General features: G+C 73.8%; 21 protein-coding genes. 3 read left to right on the forward strand and 18 right to left on the reverse strand.

What is annotated here, in order from left to right; all coding sequences use genetic code 11:
- Nucleotides 1-4: 4 nt before the first annotated feature.
- The 9 genes from ACFYUZ_RS37870 to ACFYUZ_RS37910 all read right to left on the reverse strand — a co-directional run bounded on the left by ACFYUZ_RS37870 (nt 5) and on the right by ACFYUZ_RS37910 (nt 9377).
- Entirely contained in the window at nt 5-688 is a 684-nt protein-coding gene (locus tag ACFYUZ_RS37870) for an HAD family hydrolase (protein ID WP_389317327.1), read from the reverse strand.
- The gene (locus ACFYUZ_RS37875; RefSeq protein ID WP_389317330.1) at nt 675-1889 is read right to left on the reverse strand and encodes an MFS transporter; all 1215 of its coding nucleotides are present in this window, start codon (nt 1887-1889) and stop codon (nt 675-677) included. The genes ACFYUZ_RS37870 and ACFYUZ_RS37875 overlap by 14 nt, the downstream gene beginning before the upstream one ends.
- Nucleotides 1886-2320 (reverse strand): DUF6917 domain-containing protein, encoded by a 435-nt coding sequence (locus ACFYUZ_RS37880; RefSeq protein ID WP_389317333.1) that lies wholly within the window; start codon nt 2318-2320, stop codon nt 1886-1888. Before ACFYUZ_RS37880 ends, ACFYUZ_RS37875 begins: the two co-directional genes overlap by 4 nt.
- A 50-nt stretch (nt 2321-2370) precedes the next feature.
- Entirely contained in the window at nt 2371-3171 is an 801-nt protein-coding gene (locus ACFYUZ_RS37885) for a fumarylacetoacetate hydrolase family protein (RefSeq protein ID WP_389317336.1), read from the reverse strand.
- Entirely contained in the window at nt 3111-4382 is a 1272-nt protein-coding gene (locus ACFYUZ_RS37890; protein ID WP_389317339.1) for a DUF1015 family protein, read from the reverse strand. Before ACFYUZ_RS37890 ends, ACFYUZ_RS37885 begins: the two co-directional genes overlap by 61 nt.
- On the reverse strand, nt 4379-5641 hold the full coding sequence (locus ACFYUZ_RS37895; RefSeq protein ID WP_389317342.1) for an ATP-grasp domain-containing protein: 1263 nt from the start codon (nt 5639-5641) through the stop codon (nt 4379-4381). The genes ACFYUZ_RS37890 and ACFYUZ_RS37895 overlap by 4 nt, the downstream gene beginning before the upstream one ends.
- A gap of 6 nt (nt 5642-5647) precedes the next feature.
- The gene (locus ACFYUZ_RS37900) at nt 5648-7327 is read right to left on the reverse strand and encodes a thiamine pyrophosphate-binding protein (protein ID WP_389317344.1); all 1680 of its coding nucleotides are present in this window, start codon (nt 7325-7327) and stop codon (nt 5648-5650) included.
- Entirely contained in the window at nt 7324-8568 is a 1245-nt protein-coding gene (locus tag ACFYUZ_RS37905; RefSeq protein WP_389317347.1) for a pyridoxal-phosphate dependent enzyme, read from the reverse strand. Before ACFYUZ_RS37905 ends, ACFYUZ_RS37900 begins: the two co-directional genes overlap by 4 nt.
- A gap of 176 nt (nt 8569-8744) precedes the next feature.
- The gene (locus ACFYUZ_RS37910) at nt 8745-9377 is read right to left on the reverse strand and encodes a hypothetical protein (protein ID WP_389317349.1); all 633 of its coding nucleotides are present in this window, start codon (nt 9375-9377) and stop codon (nt 8745-8747) included.
- Here ACFYUZ_RS37910 and ACFYUZ_RS37915 point away from each other — a divergent pair.
- Nucleotides 9372-10289, forward strand: coding sequence for a hypothetical protein (locus ACFYUZ_RS37915; protein ID WP_389317351.1), 918 nt, complete (start codon nt 9372-9374; stop codon nt 10287-10289). The two genes, ACFYUZ_RS37910 and ACFYUZ_RS37915, sit on opposite strands and share 6 nt — an antisense overlap.
- 22 nt (nt 10290-10311) lie before the next feature.
- Here ACFYUZ_RS37915 and ACFYUZ_RS37920 read toward each other — a convergent pair whose 3' ends face one another.
- The 3 genes from ACFYUZ_RS37920 to ACFYUZ_RS37930 form a co-directional block, all read right to left on the reverse strand.
- Complete coding sequence (locus tag ACFYUZ_RS37920) at nt 10312-11010, reverse strand: DUF1345 domain-containing protein (RefSeq protein ID WP_389317354.1); 699 nt, start codon at nt 11008-11010, stop codon at nt 10312-10314.
- A 51-nt stretch (nt 11011-11061) separates the two neighbouring features.
- Nucleotides 11062-12405 carry a diacylglycerol/lipid kinase family protein gene (locus ACFYUZ_RS37925; protein WP_389317357.1) on the reverse strand — a complete coding sequence of 448 codons (1344 nt, stop codon included), beginning with the start codon at nt 12403-12405 and terminating at the stop codon, nt 11062-11064.
- A gap of 244 nt (nt 12406-12649) precedes the next feature.
- On the reverse strand, nt 12650-13390 hold the full coding sequence (locus tag ACFYUZ_RS37930; protein ID WP_389317360.1) for a class I SAM-dependent methyltransferase: 741 nt from the start codon (nt 13388-13390) through the stop codon (nt 12650-12652).
- 266 nt (nt 13391-13656) lie between these two features.
- On the opposite strand from ACFYUZ_RS37930, the gene ACFYUZ_RS37935 reads away from it, so the two are divergent.
- Together ACFYUZ_RS37935 and ACFYUZ_RS37940 are read left to right on the forward strand one after the other, a co-directional pair.
- A complete protein-coding gene (locus tag ACFYUZ_RS37935) occupies nt 13657-15471 on the forward strand; it encodes a sigma-70 family RNA polymerase sigma factor (protein WP_389317363.1) in 1815 nt (604 codons plus the stop codon).
- 198 nt (nt 15472-15669) lie between these two features.
- A complete protein-coding gene (locus ACFYUZ_RS37940; RefSeq protein ID WP_389317366.1) occupies nt 15670-17625 on the forward strand; it encodes an amino acid transporter in 1956 nt (651 codons plus the stop codon).
- 329 nt (nt 17626-17954) lie between these two features.
- On the opposite strand, the gene ACFYUZ_RS37945 is transcribed toward ACFYUZ_RS37940, so the two are convergent.
- The 6 genes from ACFYUZ_RS37945 to ACFYUZ_RS37970 form a co-directional block, all read right to left on the reverse strand.
- The gene (locus ACFYUZ_RS37945) at nt 17955-18341 is read right to left on the reverse strand and encodes a VOC family protein (protein ID WP_389317369.1); all 387 of its coding nucleotides are present in this window, start codon (nt 18339-18341) and stop codon (nt 17955-17957) included.
- A gap of 136 nt (nt 18342-18477) precedes the next feature.
- Nucleotides 18478-19725: a serine hydrolase domain-containing protein gene (locus tag ACFYUZ_RS37950; RefSeq protein ID WP_389317372.1), complete on the reverse strand. Its 1248-nt coding sequence runs from the start codon at nt 19723-19725 to the stop codon at nt 18478-18480.
- Between the two features lie 124 nt (nt 19726-19849).
- A complete protein-coding gene (locus ACFYUZ_RS37955) occupies nt 19850-21199 on the reverse strand; it encodes an MFS transporter (protein WP_389317375.1) in 1350 nt (449 codons plus the stop codon).
- 183 nt (nt 21200-21382) lie between these two features.
- Complete coding sequence (locus ACFYUZ_RS37960; protein ID WP_389317377.1) at nt 21383-21754, reverse strand: ArsR/SmtB family transcription factor; 372 nt, start codon at nt 21752-21754, stop codon at nt 21383-21385.
- Between the two features lie 170 nt (nt 21755-21924).
- Nucleotides 21925-22131, reverse strand: coding sequence for a cold-shock protein (locus ACFYUZ_RS37965; protein WP_389317380.1), 207 nt, complete (start codon nt 22129-22131; stop codon nt 21925-21927).
- A 230-nt stretch (nt 22132-22361) separates the two neighbouring features.
- Nucleotides 22362-22958: a TetR family transcriptional regulator gene (locus ACFYUZ_RS37970; RefSeq protein WP_389317383.1), complete on the reverse strand. Its 597-nt coding sequence runs from the start codon at nt 22956-22958 to the stop codon at nt 22362-22364.
- Nucleotides 22959-22989 lie beyond the last annotated feature (31 nt).

Below are 22989 nucleotides of genomic sequence, written 5' to 3' on the forward strand. Positions count from 1 at the left end.
CGCGTCACCCGAGCGCGTCGAGCGTGGTGACCACGGCGATCCCCCGGGCCGGCGGTGCCGGTGCCGGGCCCCGGTGAGGGCGGTGGAGCCAGACCGCGCCGAGGCCGGCCCCGTGGGCGCCGAGCGCGTCGGCGTCCAGGCTGTCGCCGATGTGCACGGTCCTCGCGGCCGGGACGCCCAGTCGGCGGCAGGCCAGGGCGAAGGCCTCGCGGCGCGGCTTGGCGACGCCCGTCTCGCCGGAGACCGTCACCGCGTCGAGCCAGGAGGTGAGGCCCAACTGTTCCAGCCTGCGCCGCTGTTGCGGCCCGTCCGAGTTGGACAGCACGCCGATGCGGCGTCCTGACGCACGCACCCGGGTGAGGAACGGCAGCACGTCGGGGTAGAGCCGGAGCCGGGACTCGACCTCGCGTCTGCGGCGCGCTTCGACGGCGTCGAGCTCCGGCACGTCGGGCACGGGCCGTCCCATCCGGGTGAGCAGGGCGGCCAGCCGTCGGCGCTCCAGCTCCCGGTAGTCGATGGCGCCCGCCGTGAACCGCGGGTAGAGCTCCTCGGTGAGCTCCATCCACTCCGTGAAGTCCGCGTCGGGGCCCAGGACGTGGGCGAGCGCGGCCGGGCTCGCCCCGCTGAAGTCGATCAGCGTGTCGTCGATGTCCAGGAGGACGCCCGCGCAGTCCTCAGGCAGTTCCATGGGCAGCTCCCCCGACGCGCACCGACCGGCGCAGCAGCGCGGCCGCGCCCGCCAGGCCGAGGGCCGCGCTGATCAGCCAGAACAGAGTAGTGCCCGAGCCGGGGACGTCGAGCAGCCGGCCGGCCAGCACACCGGCGGTGACGCCGCCGACCGCCCAGGCGAAGGTGACGTAGCCGAGGTAGGCGCCGGTCTCGCCGGACGGCGCCAGCTGTACGGCGACGACGTCCGCGGCGGTGATGAGGGCCAGTTCGCCCACGGTGACCAGGAGCAGCCCCCCGTACAGGCCGGGGCGGCCGGGGGCCAGGCACACCAGGCTTCCGGCGGCCATCGTCAGCGACCCGAGGGACAGCACCTTCAGCCGGGCCGCCAGGGACCAGCCGTCGGCCCGCCGGCCGACGACGCCGCCGAGGGCGACCACGACCAGGGCGTTCAGGGCGTTGACCACGGCCACGTCGTAGGCGCTCAGGCCCCGCAGCTCGGCCTCCAGGGGCAGCGCGGAGACCAGCAGGGAGATGCCGAACCAGAGGGGGACGGTGCTGGCGCAGTAGCCCATGAAGGACCGGTGGCGCAGCGGCGCGAGGACGGCCTTGCCGAAGCGCGCCCCCGGGTTGGTCTCGTCGGCGATCCGGCGGGTGACCAGGAACCCGGCCACCGTGCTGATCCCGTACGCCCCGGCCGACAGGGCGAGCGGCAGCGCCGGGTGGCCGGCGCCCGACAGGGCGGCGGCGGCGAGCGGGCCGAACAGCGCGCCCAGGTTGGTCGCGACGTAGAAGCCCGCGAAGGACGAGGCCGCGTTGCCCTGGGCGACCCGGGCGAGCAGCAGTCTGGCCCCGGCGTTGTACGCGGCTCCGCCGAGGCCGTCGACGACGAGGGCGCCGAGCCACAGCGGGAAGCTGGTGCCGCTCGCGAGGAGCGCGTACGCGATCGTCTCGGCGCACAGGCCGCCGACCAGCATCGGCCGGGCGCCCCACCGGTCGCAGGCGATGCCGAGCGGGATGCTGAAGGCGCGCCGGAACAGGGCGTGGGTGGCGACGAGCAGTCCCACGTCGGCGGCGCTCATCGTGCCGCTGCGCAGCGCGATCACGCCGAGCATCGGGATGCTGAGGTAGAAGCCGAGGCTGGTGACCACCCGGGTCGCCGAGATCGTGAGGACGGCCCGGCGCATCGGCACGGCGGGGGCCGCGGTGGCGGTGGCGGTCACAGGGCGGGTCCCTTCTTGTCCGCCCCCGCCGTCATGGTCAGGGGTTCGCCGGGGCGCAGGCCCGCGTCGGCTCCGGTGATCAGCTCGGGGACGGCGACGAGGATGTTGTAGTGGTTGGGCAGGTGGATCTCGTCGAAGCCGTGGACGGTTCCGACGAGGCGGTTGCCCGCGTACAGCTCGTCGCCGACCTCCAGGACGCCGCCCCTGGAGATCTCGGCGAATCCGAGGTACGAGACCTCGTTCATCGGCTCGGCGGGGTCGGCGCCGGGGCGGCACAGGATGAACTCGTGGATCTCGCCGGCCCGCAGGCAGCGGGTGCGCAGGGGGGCGGGCACCAGGGCCCGGTCGTTCCTGCGGTGTCGCATGACGGCCACCCAGTGGGCGGTCACGTCGCTGCGAGCGGAGAAGAGGGTCGAAGTCGTGGGGGGCACTGTCAGGTTCCGTTCCTTGCCTTGTCCGTTGGTGTGGGTCGGCCGGCCGGTCAGCGGATCGCGACCACGCGGTTGGCCAGCCTGCCGACGGATTCGATCTCCACCTCGATCTCGTCGCCGACGCTGAGGCCGCCGGCCCCGACCGGGGTTCCCGTCAGGAGCACGTCGCCGGGGTTCAGCGTCATGGCGGCGGAGACCCGCTCGATCAGTCCGGCGATCTCCAGGAGCATCTGGGAGGTGCGTCCGTGCTGGACGACCACGCCGTTGCGCCGGGCGGTGATGCCGAGGTCGGCGACGTCGATGCCGGTCACGATCCACGGGCCGATCGGGCAGGAGGTGTCGAAGCCCTTGGCCCGGGTCCACTGGCCGTCGCTGCGCTGGGCGTCACGGGCCGTCACGTCGTTGGCGCAGGCGTATCCGAACACGTAGTCCTGCGCGCGCCCGTGCGGCACACGGCTGCAGGTGCGGCCGATGACCACGGCGAGCTCGGCCTCGAAGCCGATCTCGTCGGAGAACGCGGGCTGCACGATCGGCTCGCCGTGGGCGAGCAGCGAGGTGCTGGGCTTGAGGAAGAGCGGGGAGTCCCCCGGCCCGTCGACCGTGCCGGCGTAGTTGCGGCCGATGCCCACGGCTTTGGCGGAGGCGGGGACGGGCGAGAGCAGGGTCACGGACCGGGCGGGGATCCGGGGGCCGTCCGGCTGCCGGAGCGGCCGCGCCGACCCGTCGAAGGGGTCCTGCTCCAGGAGTACGTACTCGATGCCGTCCGGGCCGCCGGGGCCCGTCGGCGCGGCTACGACGGCCGCGTAGTGCTCGGTGCCGTCGTGGTGGACTCGGACTCGCGCCAGTCGCATACCTGTTCCTCGGGATGGTGGGAGGTGGATCCGGGGTGGTGGCGGTGGACCACCAGACCGCTCCACGGCTTGGGGGTGAGCGAGGTCGTCTTGCGGGGCATGAGCAGGCCCCGGGCGGCCCGTTCGCGTACCGCCGGGAAGGCGACCGGCGGCAGGATCAGGGCGGTGCCGGACGTGGCCGCGGCCCGTGCGACGGCCCGGTCCCGGCGGGTCTCGAACTCCACCCCCCGGCCGTCCGGCCGTACCCGCGCGATCAGCCGTTCGGCGAGCCGGTAGGCCGCCAGCGGGTCGTGGAGGCGGTCCGGCAGCAGGCCGCGCACGTCGACGGCGTGCTCGGGCCGGGACGGGAGCGGGGACGGTTCCCCGGCGGCCGTGAGCAGTTCGGCCGCCGGCACGCCGGTCAGCACCCGGTGGATGGCCGAGGACGTGAGCGGGTGGCGGCCGACGTCGACCACCATGGCGAGCAGGGTCCGGCCGGGGCCCGTGGGGTCGGTCCGGTACTGCTCCTCGGCGGCGGCCCAGCGGTGGTGCCCGTCGGCGATGCAGAGCGATCGGCCCGCCAGGTAGGCGTCCAGCACGCCCAGGCGTACGGGGTCGTCGACCCGCCACAGCCGGACGCGGCACCCTTCGACCCTGGTCTCGACGAGCGGCCGGCCCGCCGCCACCCGGTCCAGACAGGCCGCGCCGGCCTCGACGGAGGGGGCGGCGGCGGGGTCCGCGTCGGAGCCGTCGAAGCAGAGCAGCACCGGTTCGAGGTCCGCGCCCGCGGCCCTGCGGCGGCGGGCCTGGGCCCGTACCCGGTGGGGGTCGACCTCCTCGTGCGGGCGGACCTCGGCGGAGCCGGGATGCGCCAGGTCGAGCACGCCGATCAGGCCCCGCTGCACGCGTGCGCCGCCGGGGCCGGCGCACTGTTCGACGACGTACAGGCTCGGCCTCGCGTCCTGGCGGAGCACCCCGCGGGCGGTCCACGCGCGCAGCAGCCGCGCGGTGCCGTCGGGGCCTTCGCCGGGGCCCTGCCCTTCGAGGAGGTCGGGCCGGACCAGCCGCAGGAAGGCGTGGGGGTGGGCGGCGAGGCCGACGGCGCGGTCGGCGGTGACGCCGTCGCCGGGCGGGCTGAGGAGTACGTGCGGGGGGCCGCCGGCCGCCGGACCGTACCGCAGGGCGCGGAACGGTCGCAGCGGCGCGGCGGTGGACTGTGCGTCCGTCCTCACTGCTGGGGCGCCACGTCGATCCGCAGCATGTCGCGCAGCTCGGCGAAGCGGGCGTCGAGGTCGGCCGGGTCGTCCACGGTGAAGACGACGTGGCCGTGCGCCTGCCAGATGTGCGGGGGCACCTGGACGGCATCGCCGACGTTCTTGTAGAGCTCGACCTCGACCACGCCCTCGGAGGCGCGGACCTCCTCGACTCCGCCGATGGAGGTGATCACGCCGGCGCGCTCGGCGAAGAACATGAAGAAGCCGGTGGGGCGGACCGGGCCCGGGACGGCCAGGTCCGGGGTGCGGCCGAGCGACACGTCGAGCACCGCGTCGACCATGTCCACTCCGGTGCTGGTGAGCACCGAGCGGTAGACGGGGCCGCCGCCGAGCCGGGCGGCGGTCTCCAGGATGACCGGCTCGCCGTCGGCGGTGATGCGGAACTCGGTGTGCGTGGCGCCGGTGTGGATGTCCAGGGCGTCGTGCGCGTTGGCCGTCAGTTCCTTGATGCGGGCCTGGAGTTCGGGGGCGAGCCGGGTGGGGGTGCAGTAGAAGACCTCCTCGAAGAAGGGGCCCTCCATCGGCAGCGGCTTGTCGTGGATCGCGACGACGTGGGTGACGCCGTCCCGCACGATGGACTCGACGCTGATCTCGTCGCCCTGGATGTAGCCCTCCAGGAGCAGGGCGGCGCCGTACTTCTCGCGGTCGGCGCGGTGCAGCGGGTCGTAGTCGAAGCCGTCCCAGGATCCGGAGCGGATCAGCTCGAAGTGCTCGTCGAGCTCGGTCTCGTCGTCGACCCGGCGGACGTACATGCTGCCGCCTCCGATGAGCGGCTTCATGACCAGCGGGTAGCCGATGTCGGCGGCCAGCTTGCGGGCCTCGTCGAGGGTGTGGGCGAGACCGAAGCCGGGGCCGGGGACGTCGCCGTGGCGGGCGAACTCGGTGCGCATCTCGAACTTGTTGCGGGCGATGTGCGCGGTCTTCTCGGAGATGAACGGGACGCCGAGGGCGGCGGCGACCGCGGCCGCGGCGGGCACGCTGTGCTCGACGAAGGCGACGACCGCGTCGATCTTCTCGGTCTCCGAGGCGGCGAGTTCGAGGGCCGCGGCGACGGTGTCCTCGATGCTGCTGGTGTCGGCGGCGACGACCCGGTCGACGAACTCGGGCTCCCAGGTGGGGTTCTTGACGATGAGGAGCAGGCGCTCCCCGTGCAGACGGGCCCGGGCGAAGTGCCGCTTGCGGCTGGCGTTGCTGGTGTGAAGGATCAGGACGCTCATGTCGGTTCAGTTCCTCTTGAGGGTGAGCAGGAAGTCGGGTGCCATCTCGGTGGCGGGGACGACGCACTCGACGAGCGTGGGCCGGACCCGGCCGTCGGCCGGGGCGAAGATCTCGTCCCAGCTGCTCTTGAGCGCGTCGGTGTCGGTGACGCGGTGCGAACGCCACCCGAAGGAGGCGGCGACCGTCTGCCAGTCGACGGAGGTGAACGAGGAGCTCACCGGGTCGCCGCCGAGCAGGTCGGTGGCGTGCCGGTCGATGAGGCCGAGGCGCTCGTTGTTCAGCAGGAAGTAGACGAGCGGCAGGCCGAGCCGGGCCGCGGTCTCCATCTCGTGCATGGCCATGGACAGTCCGCCGTCGCCGCCGAGGGCGACGACCCGGGCGCCGGGGCGGGCGACGGAGGCGCCGATGGCGGCGGGCAGGGCGTAGCCGAGGCTGCCGGTGCCGCGCGGGGTGAGCAGCCTGCGGGTGCCGCCGCGCAGCCGGACGGCGGCGCCGGCCCAGCCGCTGGAGACGCTGGCGTCGGCGACGAGGACGCCGTCCTCGGGCAGCGCGTCGGTGAGCATCCGGCACAGGGTGTCGGTCAGGCCGGTGTCCCAGCGCGGCTCCGCGCGGTGGACGTCCGGTCCCGTGTAGCGGAAGCCGTCCAGTTCCCGTCGCAGCGCCTCGCAGAAGGCGCGGACGTCGGACTGCACGACGATGCCGCCGCGGGCTCCGCGGACCAGTTCGGCCGCGTCGTCGCTGACGTTGACCAGGGTCTGGTGGGGCTCGGGCCAGCTGTAGCCGTCGGAGGACTTGTCGCCGAGCTTGCTGCCGAGCACGATCACGCAGTCGGCCTCGTGCACGTGGCGGTTGGCGACTTCGAGGCCCTTGGCGCCGGTGACGCCGAGCGAGCGGGCGTCGTCCTCGTCGACCGCTCCCTTGCCGTTGAGCGTGGTGGCCACGGGCAGTCCGGTCTCCCGGGACAGGGCGCGCAGCTCCTCGACGGCACCGGAGAGGTGGACGCCGCCGCCGGCGACCACGACGGTCCGGCGGGCGTTCCGCACGGCGTCGGCCGCGGCGGTGACGAGGGCGGGGTCGGGGTAGGCCCGTACCTGGGGGTAGGCGCAGCCCCAGGACGCGGACGCCGGGCCCGGACCGCCGTGGACGGCCTGGTCGAGGCTGTCGGCGGGGAATTCCAGGAGTACGGGTCCGGTGCGGGGGGTCGCGGCCGCGGACAGCGCGCCGGCCACCTCCTCGCGGGTGCGCTCGGCGCCGGCCAGCCGGACGGTCTTCTTGGTGACGGGGCCGAACAGCGCCTGCTGGTCGACCTCGCCGGTGGCCCAGCGGTCCTCCTTGCGCCGCGCCATGCCGCTGGCCAGGAAGACCAGCGGGGTGGAGCTGTTGCGCGCCTCCAGGAGGGCGGGGGTGGTCCACGGCGATCCGATGCCGCCGGGCGCGTCGCACACGCCGACCCGGCCCGAGATCCGGGCGTACGCCTCGGCCATGTAGCCGGCGCAGCGCGGGCAGCGGGCCAGCACGTGGTCGATCTCGGGGCGCTGCTGGAGGGCGACGTAGAGCGGGAGCGAGGTCTCGCCGGGGAAGCCGAAGACGTGCCGGACGCCGGCGCGGGCGAGCTCGTCGACGGCGGCTTCGGCGACGGTCGGCGCCGTCGGGGCGGGGGTCACGGGGGTGGGGTGCAGGCTCACAGGTCCGCCTCGGCGATCTCGAAGTCGATGACCTGCGACGGGGAGGGGCGGTGCGGGCGCACTCCGCCGGTCAGGTTGACCAGGACGTCGGCGTCCCAGGGCACCCGGCCGTCGGCGACGGCCGCGATCACTCCGGCGAGGGCGGCGGCCGCGGCGTGGCACACCTCGATGCCCTCGACGGTGCGCAGCAGGTCCTTGGCGCGCTCGATCTCCTGGGTGGTCACGGCGCGGATGTCGCCGCCCGACTCGCGCGCCACGTCGCGGATGTAGGGGTAGCTGGGGGTGGGGTTGCCGCGCAGGATGGCGTAGGCCGGTCCCTCGGGGTTCCTGACGATGTGCCGGTCCTGGATGGTCTCGGAGTCCTCGGCGTACGCGTGGGCCATGGGCGCGCAGCTGGCCTGCTGCACGGCGACGAAGCGGGGCATCCTGGAGAGCCGGCCGAGCCTGAGGTACTCGAGGGCGCCCTTGTACGCGCCGAGCAGGCCCATGCCGCTGCTGACCGCCTGGAAGACGTAGTCCGGGGTGACCGGCATGGCGTCGAACGCCTCCAGGTAGGCCAGCTTGAGGCCCTCGCGCCGGGAGAGGCTGAAGAAGCCGCCCTCGGAGAAGAGGCCGTTCTCCTCGGCGTAGCGCTGGGCGGCGTTGCCCGCGGTGGCGAACTCGCCGTCGATGGCGTACGTCTTGACCCGCGGGTGGTCGCCGTAGTTGAGGCGGTGCACGAACGCCCGGCCGGCGAAGATGTGGGCCTCGAAGCCGGGCACGACCTGGACGGCGCGGCCGTACGCGGTCGAGCTGTTGCCCGTCGAGGCGAGTGCGAGCTTCCTGAGTCCGAGCTCCGCGAACCGGGAAATGCCCATGGAGGCGATACGGTCCTTGGTCGAGCGGGTCGGATTGAAGGACTCGTCCTTCAGGAAGAGGCCGGGAAGGCCTATCTCCGCACCGAGTTTGTGCGCCTGAATACAGGGCGAGTTTCCGTCGCCGAGCCACACGACGTTCTTCGGGTCCCGCACCGGAATGAGCGGGAAATAGCGCAGCAGCGGATTCGGGGAGTCCTCCCACTCGGCCTGTGCGGCGTAATCGAGGTCGTAGATGGCGTCCATGGCCCCGGAGCACTCGGGGCAACGGTTGAGCGTCGGGTCGTCGCTCTCCTTCCCGCAGCGAATGCAGCAGTGGTGGATGACCTTCTCGCTCGATCCACGCGCGTAACTGTCGATAAGTTCCGCGTACTTGACGAACGGCATGACGGACCCCTTGGGCGTCGATGGAGTACTGGGAGCGGGCCGGGCCGCGGCCTGGTGACGGACGTCCGCGCCAGGCGCCCGAAGTGGCAAGCGGCAGAGGGCCGGTGGGGCGATCGCGCGGGCCCCGGGCGGTTACGGCATACCGTCCGGGAGGCCCGTTCGCGCGATGCCGGAACTCAGTGCCAGATGATGTCGGGCTGCGGCCGGACCGCGGGCCCGGTCGTGCCCGCGAGCGTCACGGACGACCGCACGGCGGCCGCCGAACGGGTCGGGAATTCGTCCTGGGCGGCTTGCGCGATCAGCACGGAGGCCATTGCGGAAAAACCGAGGACAACAAGGGATCGCGTGAATGTTTCCACGAACTGCACGTCATTCTCCTGAGGTGCCCCCGCCAGGTCGGGGCAGGGTGCTCGATGTTCTGCCGGGGTGCGGCGGAGGTAATCCTGCGGCCGCGAGTAGGCTGCGCACCAGATACCACCGGTGTCATCAAGTTGCAGGCAGGAACCCCCCACCCGGACAGGAACACACAAGTGGGCAACAATCGGACAGAACGCATTGACCACGAAGTGGTGGAGCGTATTCCTGCCGATAAACCGGAGGGATTCGTTCCAGTAATTCCTCAACACCCTGTTGAGATACGTCAGGCGGGCACCCTGCCCGACACCCTTCCCGAGCTCACCGAGATCCACCAGCTGCTTTACGAGCGGGTTCTGCGCAACGGCCAGGCACACGTCGCGGCGCTCACGGCGGAGACCGGCCTGGACGGGGCCGCGGTCGCCGCCGGGGTGGGAGACCTGCTCCGGATGCACCTGCTCCGGCTCTCCCCGCAGGACGGCGCGCTGATACCCAGCAGCCCCGAGGTGGCCGCCGCCCACCTGACCGGCCCCATCGAGGCACAGGTGCAGCTGCACCGGCGGTCCATCGAGCAGATCCGCTCCCACCTGCTCACCCTCAACCCCACCTACATCGAGGCCCGGCACCTCGACCGGGGCGGCACCTCGGTCGACGTGCTCACCGGACTGCCCGCCGTCCAGGCCGAGTTGGGCCGGCTCACCTCCGGCTGCCGCACCGAGGTCTTCGCCGCGCACCCGGTGCTGCCGCCCCCCGAGGCGCTGGACGAGGGCCTCCAGCGGACCCTGGACGTCATCGAGCGGGGCGTCCGCATCCGCACCCTCTACCCGCACGCGGTCCTCGCCCACCCCTACATCCAGGCGCACTTCGCGAAGATGACGGACCACGGCTCGCACCTGCGCACCAGCGACCAGGTCGCCGAGCGCATCATCATCTTCGACCGCGAGGTCGCCGTCCTGCCCGACCGCGTCCGGCCCTCCGGGTACGTGGGCGCGGTGGTCGTGCGCGAGCCCGCCGTGGTCGACTACCTCTACCGCTCGCTCGACAGCCTGTGGAGCACCGCCACCCCGTTCTGCGCGGCGCCCAACGGCTTCGGCTACGGCCAGGCCAACGGCGACCTCCGCCGCGCCATCGTCGAACTCCTCGCGCTCGGCCACAAGGACGAGGGCGTGGCCCGCCGCCTGAGCATGTCCGTACGGGCCTGCCGCCGCCACATCGCCGCGATCATGGAATCGCTCGGTGCCGAGAGCCGCTTCCAGGCCGGCTACCAGGCGGCCGTCCGGGGCCTGCTCGGCCCGTCCGGCGCGGCCGGACCGGACCGGGTGCGTCCGCAGGAGGGGGCGGTGGCCGGTCCTCCGGGCGTCGCGTGATCCGGCGGGTCCGGCGGGCCCGTCAGAGGCTGTCCAGGGCGGAGACCAGGCTGGCCACCGTGACGGTGTTGAAGACGAACGCGATGCACGAGTTGGCCGTCACGGTCCGGCGCATCTCCCGGGACGTCACGCTGACGTCGGTCGTGCCGAAGGTCGTCATGACCGAGAAGGCGAAGTAGAGGTAGTCGACCCAGGCGGGATCCTCCTCGCCGGGGAACTCCAGCGCCCCCCGCCCCTCCACGAGGTTGTCGGCCTGGAAGGCGACCGCGAAGGAGACGGCCACGCACACCCAGGCGAGGGCCACCAGGACGAGCGCCACCGACGCCCGGACCGCCGGTTCGAAGGAGGAGCCGATGTGCCCGGGGCGCCACACCACGGCCACCACGAGCGCCGCGGCCGAGATGAGGAGCGACACCCCCGGGCCGGGCGCCGTGCCGTACAGGTACCGCTGGAGCACCGTGCCCCGCGACTCGCGGTCGGCCCAGGCGCGGACCCGGTCCGGGGAGGCGGTGGAGAAGGCGACCACCGTGAGCAGGAGGTACGGGAAGAGGTAGGCGAACAGCAGCAGGGCGCAGACGTCCGCCCCGGAGAGCTCCGCCCTGACGCTGTCGAAGCCGAGGAGGAACACCGCCGCGGCCGCGGCGACGGACGCGCTCACCGCCCCCCGCCGGCGCTCGGAGAGCCACCGGTTCCGGCGGCGCGGGGAGGGCGGCTCAGGCACGGACGGACTCCCCGGGGTGCGGGGCTCGGCCGCGACGGGTTCGGCGCCCCGTCACGACGACGCTTCGGCGGGCCGCTCCGCGCGGCCGAACGCGAGGTCGAAGACCCGGCGCCACCTCACGGGCGGCGCGGGCGCGGGGACGCCCGGGCGGTCGCGCGGCACGAGGACCCGCAGGGCGCCGGGCCGCAGCGTGCAGACGACCGGCGTGGGCATCCGCAGCGCCTCGCCGTCGACCGCCACGGGGATCTCCTCCGCGTCGGAGGTCACCTCGACGCGGTGTGCGGTCAGGACGGACAGCGCCGTGGACTGCGAGCCCCGTACGGCCAGGTCGGCGGCCTGCGCCGCGTCCTCGACCTTGATGCCGAGCACCCCCAGCTCGCCGTCGTCGAGGCTGGGGCGGCGGCCGGCGCCGCTGACCTCGTCGGGCGAGACGTACGGGTTGTTGCTGACGAGCAGGGCCTGCTGGGACGAGAGCGGCGTGCCGTCGACGCGCGCCTCGAGCCGTCGCACGCCCTCGCCGAGCAGCAGGTCCGGCATGAGGGAGAGCGCCGTGCCCGCCTTGTCGTCGCGGTACTCCGGGCGCTGGACGACATCGGCGTACACCCCGAAGGACACCGTGTTCACGAAGGCCCGCCCGCCGACGTCGCCGAGGTCGATCCGCAGCTCCTCGCCGTCGGTCAGCGCGTCGAGGCAGCGGGACGGATCGGAGCGGTCGAGGCCCAGGTCCATGGCGAAGTGGTTGCGGGTGCCCGCCGAGATCACGAGGAACGGCAGGTCGTGCTCGGCGGCGACCGCGGCGACCAGGGCCTGCGTGCCGTCGCCGCCCGCGACTCCGAGCAGGTCCGCGCCCCCGGCCACGGCCTCGCGGGCCAGCTCGGCCACGTCGGCCGGGGCGGACGGGTCGAGCAGGACGACCCGCGCGCCGAGCTCCTCCGCCCGCTCCACCAGACCGAAGCGGCCGACCTTCCCGCCCCCGGACTTCGGGTTCATGATCAGGACCGGGCGCTTCGGCGGGAGCGCCGGGACCGCCCGCATCGACCGCTTCGGCCGCGATCTGCGCAGCGCCGCCCGCGCGCAGGCCAGGGCCGCGCCCCAGCACAGGCACAGGATCAGTGCCGTCAGCCACAGGCCGTCGTACGCGAAGAGGACCAGGACGCCGACGGGCGCGGCGATCGCCAGGAGCGCCCCGAACAGGCGCACGGCGCCGCGGCGCGACACGAACCACCAGACGCCGACGGCGCAGAGGACGAGGCCGAGGAACCCGGCCCCCACCACCTTGAGGCCGCCGTCCCCGATCGCGAGCAGGAGCACGACCAGCGAACCGACGGCGGCGAGCAGGGCCAGGCGGGCCAGCAGCCGCGCGGCCGGGTTTCCTGCGGGTCCTGACCCTTCCATGCCGTCCTCTCCCCTGCCGTGCCCGACCGCGGTACCGGGCGGTCGCGGGACCGGACGATCGCGGCGTCCCGTGTCCGGTCCGGGACACCAGCCTGCCCGTTTCCGGTCCCGAGGGCATCCGGGTGCGGGCCGTTCGAGCGCCCCGGGACCGCCCCGGGGCGGCGGGTGCGGACCGGAGGCACGGTGCCGTCGGCCGGCCGACGGCACCGGGGCCCGCCGCGAGGAGCGGGCCCCGGACCGGTCGTCAGGCGCGGCAGCGCAGGAGCTCGAAGGGCGGGTTGTCGAGGCAGTCCGCCCAGAAGTCCGCGCCGAACTCACGGACGCCCGCCTCGGAGATCTCCAGCGGGACCCAGGTCAGCTCGCTGAAACCGGCCGCCCGCAGGGACCCCTCGTACACCTCGCGGCGCGGGCAGGCGCCGACGAACGAGATCGGCGGGTCGAGCAGCGCCGTGATCCGGACGCGCGGCCCGGTCTCGATCTCCTCGCCGGTCGCCTCGCAGAGGAAGCCGTACTTGGCGAGGGACGGCCCGTCGAAGCGGTAGTCGGGCTTCTGCGCGAGCACGAAGAACTCGCCCCCGGGCTCCAGGCTCCGGTGCACATGGCGGCACATCCGCTCCATGGCGGCGACGTCCGGCGCGTAGTTGAGCAGCTGGACCCCCAGCGCGATGTCGAAGCGCCGGCCGAGGTCGCGCAGCTCGGACGCGTCGCCCACCTCGTAGCGCACGCCCAGCGGATCGCTCTCCTCGAAGGCCTGCGCGGCGGCGACCATCGCGCCGGAGATGTCGACGCCGAGCACCTCGGAGGCGCCTCGCCGCTTGAGCTCCCTGCTGTAGAAGCCGGTGCCCGAGGCGAGGTCGAGGACCGACCTGCCCCGTACGTCACCGACCAGGCCCAGGAAGCTGGGCACCTCCCCGTACCGCGTCAGCGGCAGGGACTTGAACCCCTCGAACGCCTCGCCGATCCCGTCGTACAGCTGCACGCTCATCGCGCCGTCCTCCCCGGTGCTTGGTCACGTCCCTGGTGATCAGTCATGCCTCGGCAGTCTTGCCGGACCGCGACGGCGGTCCGTACTGGCAGATCCCACGAAGTCCCGGACCTCGCGCCGGCCTCCCCTACGGGAGCGCGCCCGGTCCCGGGGGCCGTCGGGGATTCCGGAAGTCCTCCGCCGATTCCTGTTATCGGGCCCCCTCCCCGTGATCTCCCAGATGTTGGCCGTCGACGACAGCGGGAACAGGCAGGGTGATTCGGAGCATGGGCGCACAGCACGGTACGGAACTGGTCAGGGCGGCACAGAGCGGGGACCCGCGGGCACAGGACCGGCTCATCGCCCTCCACCTGCCCCTGGTCTACAACATCGTGGGCCGGGCGATGAACGGTCACCACGACGTCGACGACGTCGTGCAGGAGACGATGCTGCGGGCGCTCGCCGGGCTCGGCGACCTGCGCTCCCCGGACAGCTTCAGGTCCTGGCTGGTCGCCATCACCATGAACGGCGTCCGCAGCCACTGGCACCGGCAGCAGCAGGCCGGCCTCCCCTCGGGCGGGCTCGACGACGCCCGTGAGCTCGCGCAGCCGGGGGCCGACTTCGTGGAGCTGGCCGTGGTCCGGCTGAACCTCTCCGGCCAGCGGCGCGAGACCGCCGAGGCGACCCGCTGGATGGAGCCGGAGGACCGGGACCTGCTGTCCCTGTGGTGGCTGGAATGCGCCGGAGAGCTGAGCCGCCACGAGGTGGCCGCCGCGCTCGGGCTGTCCCCGCAGCACACCGCGGTGCGGGTCCAGCGGATGAAGGAGCGCCTGGAGACCGCGCGGGTGGTCGTACGGGCCCTGTCGCAGAACCCGCCGTGCGCGACGCTGCGGTACGAGATCGACACCTGGGACGGCCGGCCGTCGGCCCTCTGGCGCAAGCGCATCGCCCGGCACGCCCGCGCGTGCGCGCACTGCGCCGGACTGTGGAGCGGACTCGTGCCGGCGGAGGGGCTGCTCGCCGGGCTGCTCCTGGTGCCCCCGGCCGCGATGCTCCTCGCGGGCGTCCGCGAGCGGGCGGGCTTCGAGACCGCCGCCGCGGTCTCCCCGGCGGCCGACCCGTTCGCCGCCCCGGCCCCGGCGTCGTTCGCCGCGCCGGCCCCGGGTCCGCTCGCGTCCCCGGACGCCGGTCCGCTCACCGCCCCGTCCCTCGGTTCCGGGACCGGGACGGGAACCGGTTCCGGGGCCGGGCCCCGGGAAGGGGCCGCGGGGCGTGGTCCCCGGAGCGGCCGTGCCGCCCGTCGCCGGCGTCGGCAGCAGCGGGGCCGCAGGCGCGCCGTCATCGCGGCGGGCATAGCCGTGGTGGCGGTCACCGGAGGCGCCTTCACCCTGACCACCGGCCCCGACGAGGGTGCGGAGAGCAGGGACACGACCCTCGCCGCGACGACCGGCACCGGCCTGCCCGCCCCGCAGGAGTCGACCGCCGTCCCGGCGTCCGCCTCCTCCTCGGCCGCTCCTTCGCCGTCGGCCTCGAAGACCCCGCGTACGACCCCGAGGCCCTCGCGCCCCACGCCGGCCGCCTCCCGCACCTCACCGCCCGCGCCGCCCCGGCCGACGCGTACGACCGCACCCGCGACCACATCCGCGCCCCGCCCCACCGACACGCACACGACACCCGGCTCGGGGTCGGGCTCCGGTTCCGGTTCCGGTTCCGGTTCCGGTTCCGGTTCCACCGAGAAGCAGGTGATCGATCTGGTCAACGCGGAACGCGCCAAGGCGGGCTGCGGGCCGCTGACCGAGCACCCCCTGCTGACCCAGGCCGCCCAGGGGCACTCCGACGACATGGCCGCGCGGGACTTCTTCGACCACACCGACCCCGACGGCGACGGCCCCGGCGAGCGCATCACCGCCGCCGGATACGCGTGGTCGTCGTACGGCGAGAACATCGCGAAGGGCCAGACCACCGCGGCGCAGGTGATGGACTCCTGGATGAACAGCCCCGGTCACCGGGCGAACATCCTGAACTGCGGCTTCAAGGAGATCGGCGTCGGCCTCCACACCTCCGGGGGCCCCTACTGGACGCAGGCCTTCGGCAGTCGCTGAGGCAGGTGAGGGGCCCGGTGTGACGAGGACGACGTCCGGGAGGGGGATCTTGACGGTTCTCTGACGCGTGACCCCGGATCCGGGGCTCGCGGGCTGCTTAGGCTTGCCCGGCCGTCCATCCGATGGCCGAAAGCCGACAGCAGGGTCGACGCCTCGTCGACGCCCGCCGGCACCCGCCGACACCCCAGGGACACCCGCATGGCCACCACGAAGGACGCCCGCACCGGACGATTGCGCGCCTGGATGCTGGAGGGCCTCTCCGACATGGGCAAGGGCAGGCCCTCCCGCCCCGAGGAACCGGCTGCGGACGCCGCCCACCAGGGGCAGCGCTGGTGGCGGGTGATGTGCCTGACCGGTGTCGACTACTTCTCGACCCTCGGCTACCAGCCCGGCATCGCGGCCCTGGCCGCCGGGCTGCTCTCCCCCGTCGCGACGATCGTCCTGGTGATCGTCACCCTGGCCGGCGCGCTGCCGGTCTACCGGCGGGTGGCCGAGGAGAGCCCGCACGGCGAGGGCTCGATCGCGATGCTGTCGCGCCTGCTCTCCTTCTGGCAGGGCAAGCTCTTCGTCCTCACCCTCCTCGGCTTCGCCGCCACCGACTTCCTCATCACCATCACCCTGTCGGCCGCCGACGCCTCCACCCACCTGGTGGAGAACCCCCACCTCGAGTCGGCGCTGCACGACAAGCAGATGATCATCACGCTCGTGCTGATCGCCCTCCTGGGCGCGGTCTTCCTCAAGGGCTTCCTGGAGGCCATCGGCGTCGCCGTCGCCCTCGTCGGCGTCTACCTCGCCCTGAACGCGGTCGTCGTGGTCACCGGCCTGTGGCACGTCCTCACCGAGGGCCACGTCGTCACCGACTGGACGGCCGCCCTGACGCAGGAGCACGGCAACGTCTTCGCCATGGTCGGCGTCGCCCTGCTGGTCTTCCCCAAGCTCGCGCTCGGCCTGTCCGGCTTCGAGACCGGCGTCGCCGTCATGCCGCACGTCCAGGGCGACCCGGACGACACCGAGGCCAAGCCCACCGGACGCATCCGGGGGACGAAGAAGCTGCTCACCACGGCCGCGCTGATCATGAGCGTCTTCCTGATCTGCACCAGCTTCATCACCACCGTCCTGATCCCGCACGAGGAGTTCGAGTCGGGCGGCAACGCCAACGGCCGCGCGCTCGCCTACCTCGCCCACGAGTACCTCGGCAGCGCCTTCGGCACGGTCTACGACGTCTCCACCATCGCGATCCTCTGGTTCGCGGGCGCCTCGGCCATGGCCGGGCTGCTCAACCTGATGCCCCGCTACCTGCCGAAGTACGGCATGGCCCCGCACTGGGCCCGCGCCGTGCGCCCCATGGTCATCGTCTTCACCCTGGTCGCCTTCCTGGTGACCTGGATCTTCGACGCCGACGTCGACGCCCAGGGCGGCGCCTACGCCACCGGCGTCCTCGTCCTGATCTGCTCGGCCGCCATCGCGGTGACCATCGCCGCGCGCAAGGCCGGACAGAAGGGCTGGACCGTCGGCTTCGGCGTCATCTCCGCCGTCTTCCTCTACACCACCGTCGTCAACGTCATCGAACGCCCCGACGGCGTCAAGATCGGCGCCTGCTTCATCGCCGGCATCATCCTCATCTCGCTCCTCTCCCGCCTCGGCCGCGCCTTCGAGCTCCGCGTCACCCACATCGAGCTCGACGAGATGGCCGAGCGCTTCATCGAGGACATCTCCCGCCGCGTCCCGCGCTTCATCGCCAACGAACCGGACAACCGGGACGTCGCCGAGTACCGCGACAAGATCGAGCAGATCCGCGCCGACAACGACCTCCCGACCACCGAGGACTTCGTCTTCGTCGAGGTGACCGTCACCGACCCCTCCGAGTTCGAGGCCGGTCTGACGGTGAGGGGCGAGGTCATGCACGACCGTTTCCGGGTCCTGACCGTCGAGTCCTCCTCCGTTCCCAACGCCCTCGCGGCCCTCCTCCTCCACTCCCGCGACCTGACCGGCGTCCGCCCCCACGTCTACTTCGAGTGGACCGAGGGCAACCCCTTCGCCAACTTCTTCCGCTTCTTCCTCCTGGGCCGGGGCGAGGTCGCCCCCACCACCCGCGAGGTGCTGCGCGAGGCGGAGCCCGACCGGGACCGCCGCCCCCGCGTCCACGTCGGCTGAGCCGGGGCGGCGGTCTCACACCCCGTGCGACCGCCCCCGAGGCCGGTGACGCCCTCGGGGGTGTGGACGGTCAACGGCGCCGGGCTCGTGGCCGAATGGCCGGCCCTCACCGGCCTCGACCCCGCCGGGCCCGTGGACCGGGGGACGGCAGGCCGCCGACGTCGTCGCCGCGTTCCCCGTCCGGCCTCCGCCGCGGAGCGGACCGCCGCGCTGGGGCGCCTGCGGCCCCGGCGGTACTCGATCTCCTCCGGCCCCCTCGCGCACCCGGCGACGCTCCCGCTCAGGTCTTCGTGCGGCGCTCGCCGGGCTTCCGCCACTGACGTTCCCGGTCAGGGCAGTTGGACGATCTGGATGAGGTTGCCGCAGGTGTCGTCGAGGACCGCGATGACGACCGGTCCCGCCTCCGTCGGCCCCTGGGCGAAGCGGACCCCGAGGGCGCTCAGCCGCTCGTACTCCGCTCGGACGTCGTCGACGGCGAAGGAGGTGGCCGGGATGCCGTCCTGGATCAGGGCCTTCGCGTACGCCTTGGCGGCGGGGTGCGCGTCGGGTTCCAGGAGCAGTTCGGTGCCCTCGGGGGCCTCCGGCGAGACGACGGTCAGCCAGCGGTAGTCGCCCAGGGGGACCTCCGTCTTCTTCACGAAGCCCAGCTTCTCGGTGTAGAAGCGGAGTGCCTTGTCCTGGTCGTCGACGAAGACACTGGTGACGTGGATCCGCATGGCGTTCTCCTCCGGGGGTGCCGGCCCGGGCCACCGCGTCACGGTGGCCCGGGGGGTCGGTGTCCGGCCACGTAACCACCTGCCCGACGCCTCGCGGGAGGCCGACACGCCCGGCGCGGCGGCACGCGCCGGAGGGTCAGGAGATGGCGAGCGGGTCGTTCGGGGCGAGCGCGGCCGCGATGCGCTGGGCGACCACCTCGGCCTGGTTGCCCTCGGGGGTGGTCGGGGTCTTCGTCGCGGAGACCGCGATGGCGAGCCGCTTCGACGGGAGGTACGCCTGGATCGCCGCGTACCCGGAGAACGACGGGTTCTGCAGCACCCACCCGTTGACGACGATGACGCCGAGGCCGAAGTGCTTGGCCTCGGTCTGCTTCAGGCAGATCGAGGCGGGGCACGTGGCGCTCGCGCCGCCGAGGCCGACGGTGCCCGGGTTCAGCAGCGTGCGGTACGAGCGGTACGAGAGGAGTTCGCCGCTGCCGATCGCCCGTGCCGAGGTGGCGAGGTCGCAGATGTGGGTGGTGATGACCGCGCCCGGCGCCGTGGTCCACGAGGGGTTCCAGAAGGTGGACTCCTCGTAGAGGCCCCGCTCCGAGGTGAAGGCGTGCAGGACCGGGCGCGGGATGTCGGGGGTGAAGTTGTTCCGGGTGTCGCGCATGCCGAGGGGGCCGGTGACCCGTTCCTTCACGAGCCGGTCGATCCGGGTGCCGGTGATCTTCTCCAGCGCGGCGACGAGCAGGAGGTAGTTGGCGTGGGAGTAGCTCCAGCTGGTGCCCGGCTCGTACCAGAAGGGGTGGCTGTAGGGGTACGCGAGGAGCTGTGCCGGGGTCCACTGGCGGAAGGGGTGCGCCTCCAGCTCGGCGTCGAAGGCCGGGTCGGTGACGTAGTCGTGGAGGCCGGTGGTGTTGGTGGCCAGCATCCTCAGGGTGATCCGACGCGCCTTGGGCACGTCGGGCAGCCACCGCTCCACGGTGTCGTCGAGGTCGACCCTGCCCTCCTCGACCAGCTGGAGAAGGACCGTGCCGATGTGGGCGAAGGCCACGGAGCCGGCCCGGAAGTGCATGTCCGGCTCGGCGGGGACGCCGGTCATCGACTCGCCGAGGGCGTCGGTGACGACCTCGTGTCCGTCGACGGTGACCCGCAGCTCGACGGACTTGAGCTTGAGGTCGCTCTTGGCCTTGCGGGTGATGTCCAGGATCCGGCGGGCCTTGCCGTCGAGGGGCCGCTCGGTCCGCACGCAGTCGCTCCCGCCGTGTCCTCCGGGGCCGCCGGGGGCCGTGGGGCGCGAGGCGAGCGCCGGGGCGGCGGCGGTCTGGACGGTGAGGGCGAGGAGCGCGGCGCAGAGGAGGGCCCTGCGGGACCGGCTCCGTGTGGGGGTGAGTCTCATGTCCCGCACTATGTCGGGAGGAACCGTGCCGATCCGGTCGAACACTCCACAGTCGGGACGAGAGGCATCCATGTGGGGCAGACGGGAGAGCCGCTCGGTCGCGCCGTCCGGGAGCCGGGGCCGCCTACCGGCCCGGCGCGGCCGGCCACCGCCGGTGCAGCGCGTCGATGTGGAACGCGTGCGCGTGCCGGGCGCCGGCCCCGGCCAGGTGCGGGTGGCCGGCCGGGAGCTCGGGGTGGGCGTGCTCCAGCTCGGCCGGGTCCTCGCGGGGCCAGAGGCGGGCGGCTCCCACGGCCCCGAGGAGGGCGAGGGCGGCGAGCACGGTCGCCGAGACGGCGGGCCCCGCCCCGGCGGCGAGTCCGCCGGCGAGCGGGTAGGCGAGCAGCCAGCAGGCGTGCGAGAGGGAGAAGCGGGCCGCGAAGGCGGCCGGCAGGTCGCCACCGTCGGCCGAGCGGCGCACCACTCTGCCGCCGGGGGTGAGGACCGCCGAGCCGGCCGCGCCGGCCACCAGCCAGACCGCGAGCAGCGCGGGCCAGGACCAGGGTCCCGGGGCGGCGGTGAGGCCGAGGGCGAGGAGCGCGAGGGCGCCGGGCAGGACGAAGGCGGCCCGGACCATGACGGCGCGGTCGTCCGCCCGGTCCAGGACGCGGGGCAGCAGGAGCGCGGCGGTCATGGACCCCGCGCCGTACGCGCCGAGGGCGAGCGGGACGTCGCCGGCGGGGCGGCCGAGGGTGTCGCGGACCAGGAGCACGGTGTCGACGAGGACCACGGCGCCGGCGGCCGCGACGGCGAGGTCGAGGGCGAGGAGGGCGCGCAGCCGCGGGGTGGCGAGGAGGAGCCGGACGCCGAAGGCCGCCCTGGCGTACAGGCGGCCGGCGCCTGCCCGGGGGGCTTCGGGGCCGGGCGGCGGGGGCAGGGCGGTGGTCCGGACGAGGAGGGCGGAGGCGAGGAAGCCGGCGGCGGTGCCGGCGAAGAGCCAGGAGTACGGGACGAGGGTGAGCAGCGCGGCGGCGAGCACGGGGCTGACCAGGCTCTCCAGGTCGTAGGCGAGGCGGGCGAGGGAGAGGGCCCCGGTGTAGTCGTGCTCCCGGGGCAGCACCTGCGGGATCGTCGCCTGGAAGGCGGGGGTGAAGGCGGCGGAGGCGGCCTGGAGCAGCAGGATCAGGAGGTACACCTGCCACACCCGGGTGACGAACGGCAGGGCGAGCACGACCGTCGCCCGCGCCAGGTCCGCCGAGACGAGCAGCGCGCGCCGGGGCACCCGGTCGGCGAGCGCGCCGGCGAGCGGGGCGACGGCCACGTACGCGGCCATCTTGAGGGCGAGGGCGGTGCCGAGGACGGCGGCGGCGTCCGCTCCGGCCAGGTCGTACGCGAGGAGGCTCAGGGCCACGGTCGCCAGGCCGGTGCCCGTGAGGGCGACGACCTGCGCGGCGAAGAGGCGCCGGTAGGTGCGGTTGCGGAGGACGGACAGCATGGGGGAGCCCCCGGTCGGCCACGGCGGACGGCTGAGGTCCCCACCGTAACCGACACGTGCACGAGTGCGCACATGTTCACGCCGGACGCGCCCAGAGCCGGTCGCGCCCGAGGACCGGGCACACCCGAGGACCGGGCACACCCGAAGGACGGCCCCGCTCCGGGGCCCGCCGCACCCCGAGGGTCAGTCGTGCCAGGGCTCTCCGGTCACCTGGTGGTCGGCGCGGCTGATCGCCTCGACGACCAGGCGCTTCAGGTGTCCGTCCGGCATGGCGTACACGACCCGGCGGCCTTCCCTGCGGGTCGTGACGAGCCCGCCGAGGCGCAGCTTGGCGAGGTGCTGACTGACGGCGGGACGCGCGGCCCCGCACGCCTCGGTCAGGGCGCCGACGTCGGCCTCGCCCCGGGTGAGCAGCCACACCAGATGGAGCCGGGTCGGGTCGGCGAGCAGGCCGAACACCTCGGCCGCCGCCGCGAGTTCACGCGCTCCCGGCGTCCGCTCGTGCGGGCGGGCGGCGGCTGCGGGTTCCAGGGGCGCGGGCCCGGGTGTGGACATGCGCCCACCGTACCCAGGAAGCGGGGGCGGGGGCCCGCCGGACCCGGGCCGGGCCACGACGCCGCGGACCGGTGGACCCGGCGGACGGGCCGGCCTCCGCGGACCGGCGGACCGGCGGACCGGCGGACCCGGCGGACCGGCCGGTCTCCGCGTCCCGGCGCCGGCCGGTGTCAGAGGCGCAGCTCCTTCGCCTCGAAGCGGCCCTCGCCGAGGACCAGGACGAAGGAGACCTGCTGCCCCTCGGAGACCGTCCGCTGCGCGCCCTCGATGTCCTCGGCGCTGAAGTACACCTGCTCCTCGGAGCCCACGGGGACGACGAAGCCGTACCCGCCGAGTCGGTTGAAGGACTGCACGAACCCTTTGCTTCTGCCTTCCACTGCGACCTCCTCGTCGTCACCGGCGACGCGGTCGAGGCGTCCGGCCCGGGCGGCCGTTCCCGCGTCTCAGGGGAGGTGTACCCCGCCGGTCCGGCCCTCGCCACCGACGCGGGGCGTGCGGAGCATCCCCGACGACCTAGTACAATGTTCAACAGAGGCCTGCTGCCGGAGATCCCCCGTGTCCGGCAGCGGGCCTCGCCTTCTCCCGGCCGCCGGGCGCGGGGCGCACCTCAGGCGCGGCCGCCCGGGTACGCGATCCGCGCCGTGATCCTGGCGATGCGCCGGGCCGACTCCTCCGGCGAGGCCACGGGCTGGACGATGTGGCTGACGGTGAGCCGCACGATCGTCTCGACGGCGAGCCCCCGGGACTCCTCGTCGACGTCGGGCCAGGCCTCGGTCGCGTACGCGTCGAGCATCGCCATCGCCGTGCCGAAGACCGGCTCCGGGCGGGTCGTGAGGTAGGCGAGGAGGTCGTCCTCGCCGCCGCGCGCCGCGAGCAGGACGCCCTTGACGAGGGGGTTGTCCACGGCCTGCTGGAGCGTGTAGCCGACGCCCGCCGCCGCTGCCGCCTCCAGTTCGCCCCGATGCGCGTCGAGTTCCCGCTGGATCCCGAGGAGGAAGCCCTCCAGCTCGCGCTGGACCAGGGCCTGGCCGATGGCCTCCTTGGAGCCGAACTCGTTGTAGAGCGTCTGGCGGCTGATGCCGGCGGCCCGCGCGATGGCGGCCATGCGCAGCACGCCCCAGCCGTCGGCGGCGACGAGCCGGTAGGCGGCGTCGAGCACCTGCTCACGCAGGAGGGACCGAACACTCTCGCGGAAACGTGTCATCGTGCCCCCACCTTATCCACCGGGCACTGTC

Origin of the sequence: Streptomyces sp. NPDC004266, from assembly GCF_042874095.1 — a bacterium.
In the GTDB taxonomy this organism is placed as follows: domain Bacteria; phylum Actinomycetota; class Actinomycetes; order Streptomycetales; family Streptomycetaceae; genus Streptomyces.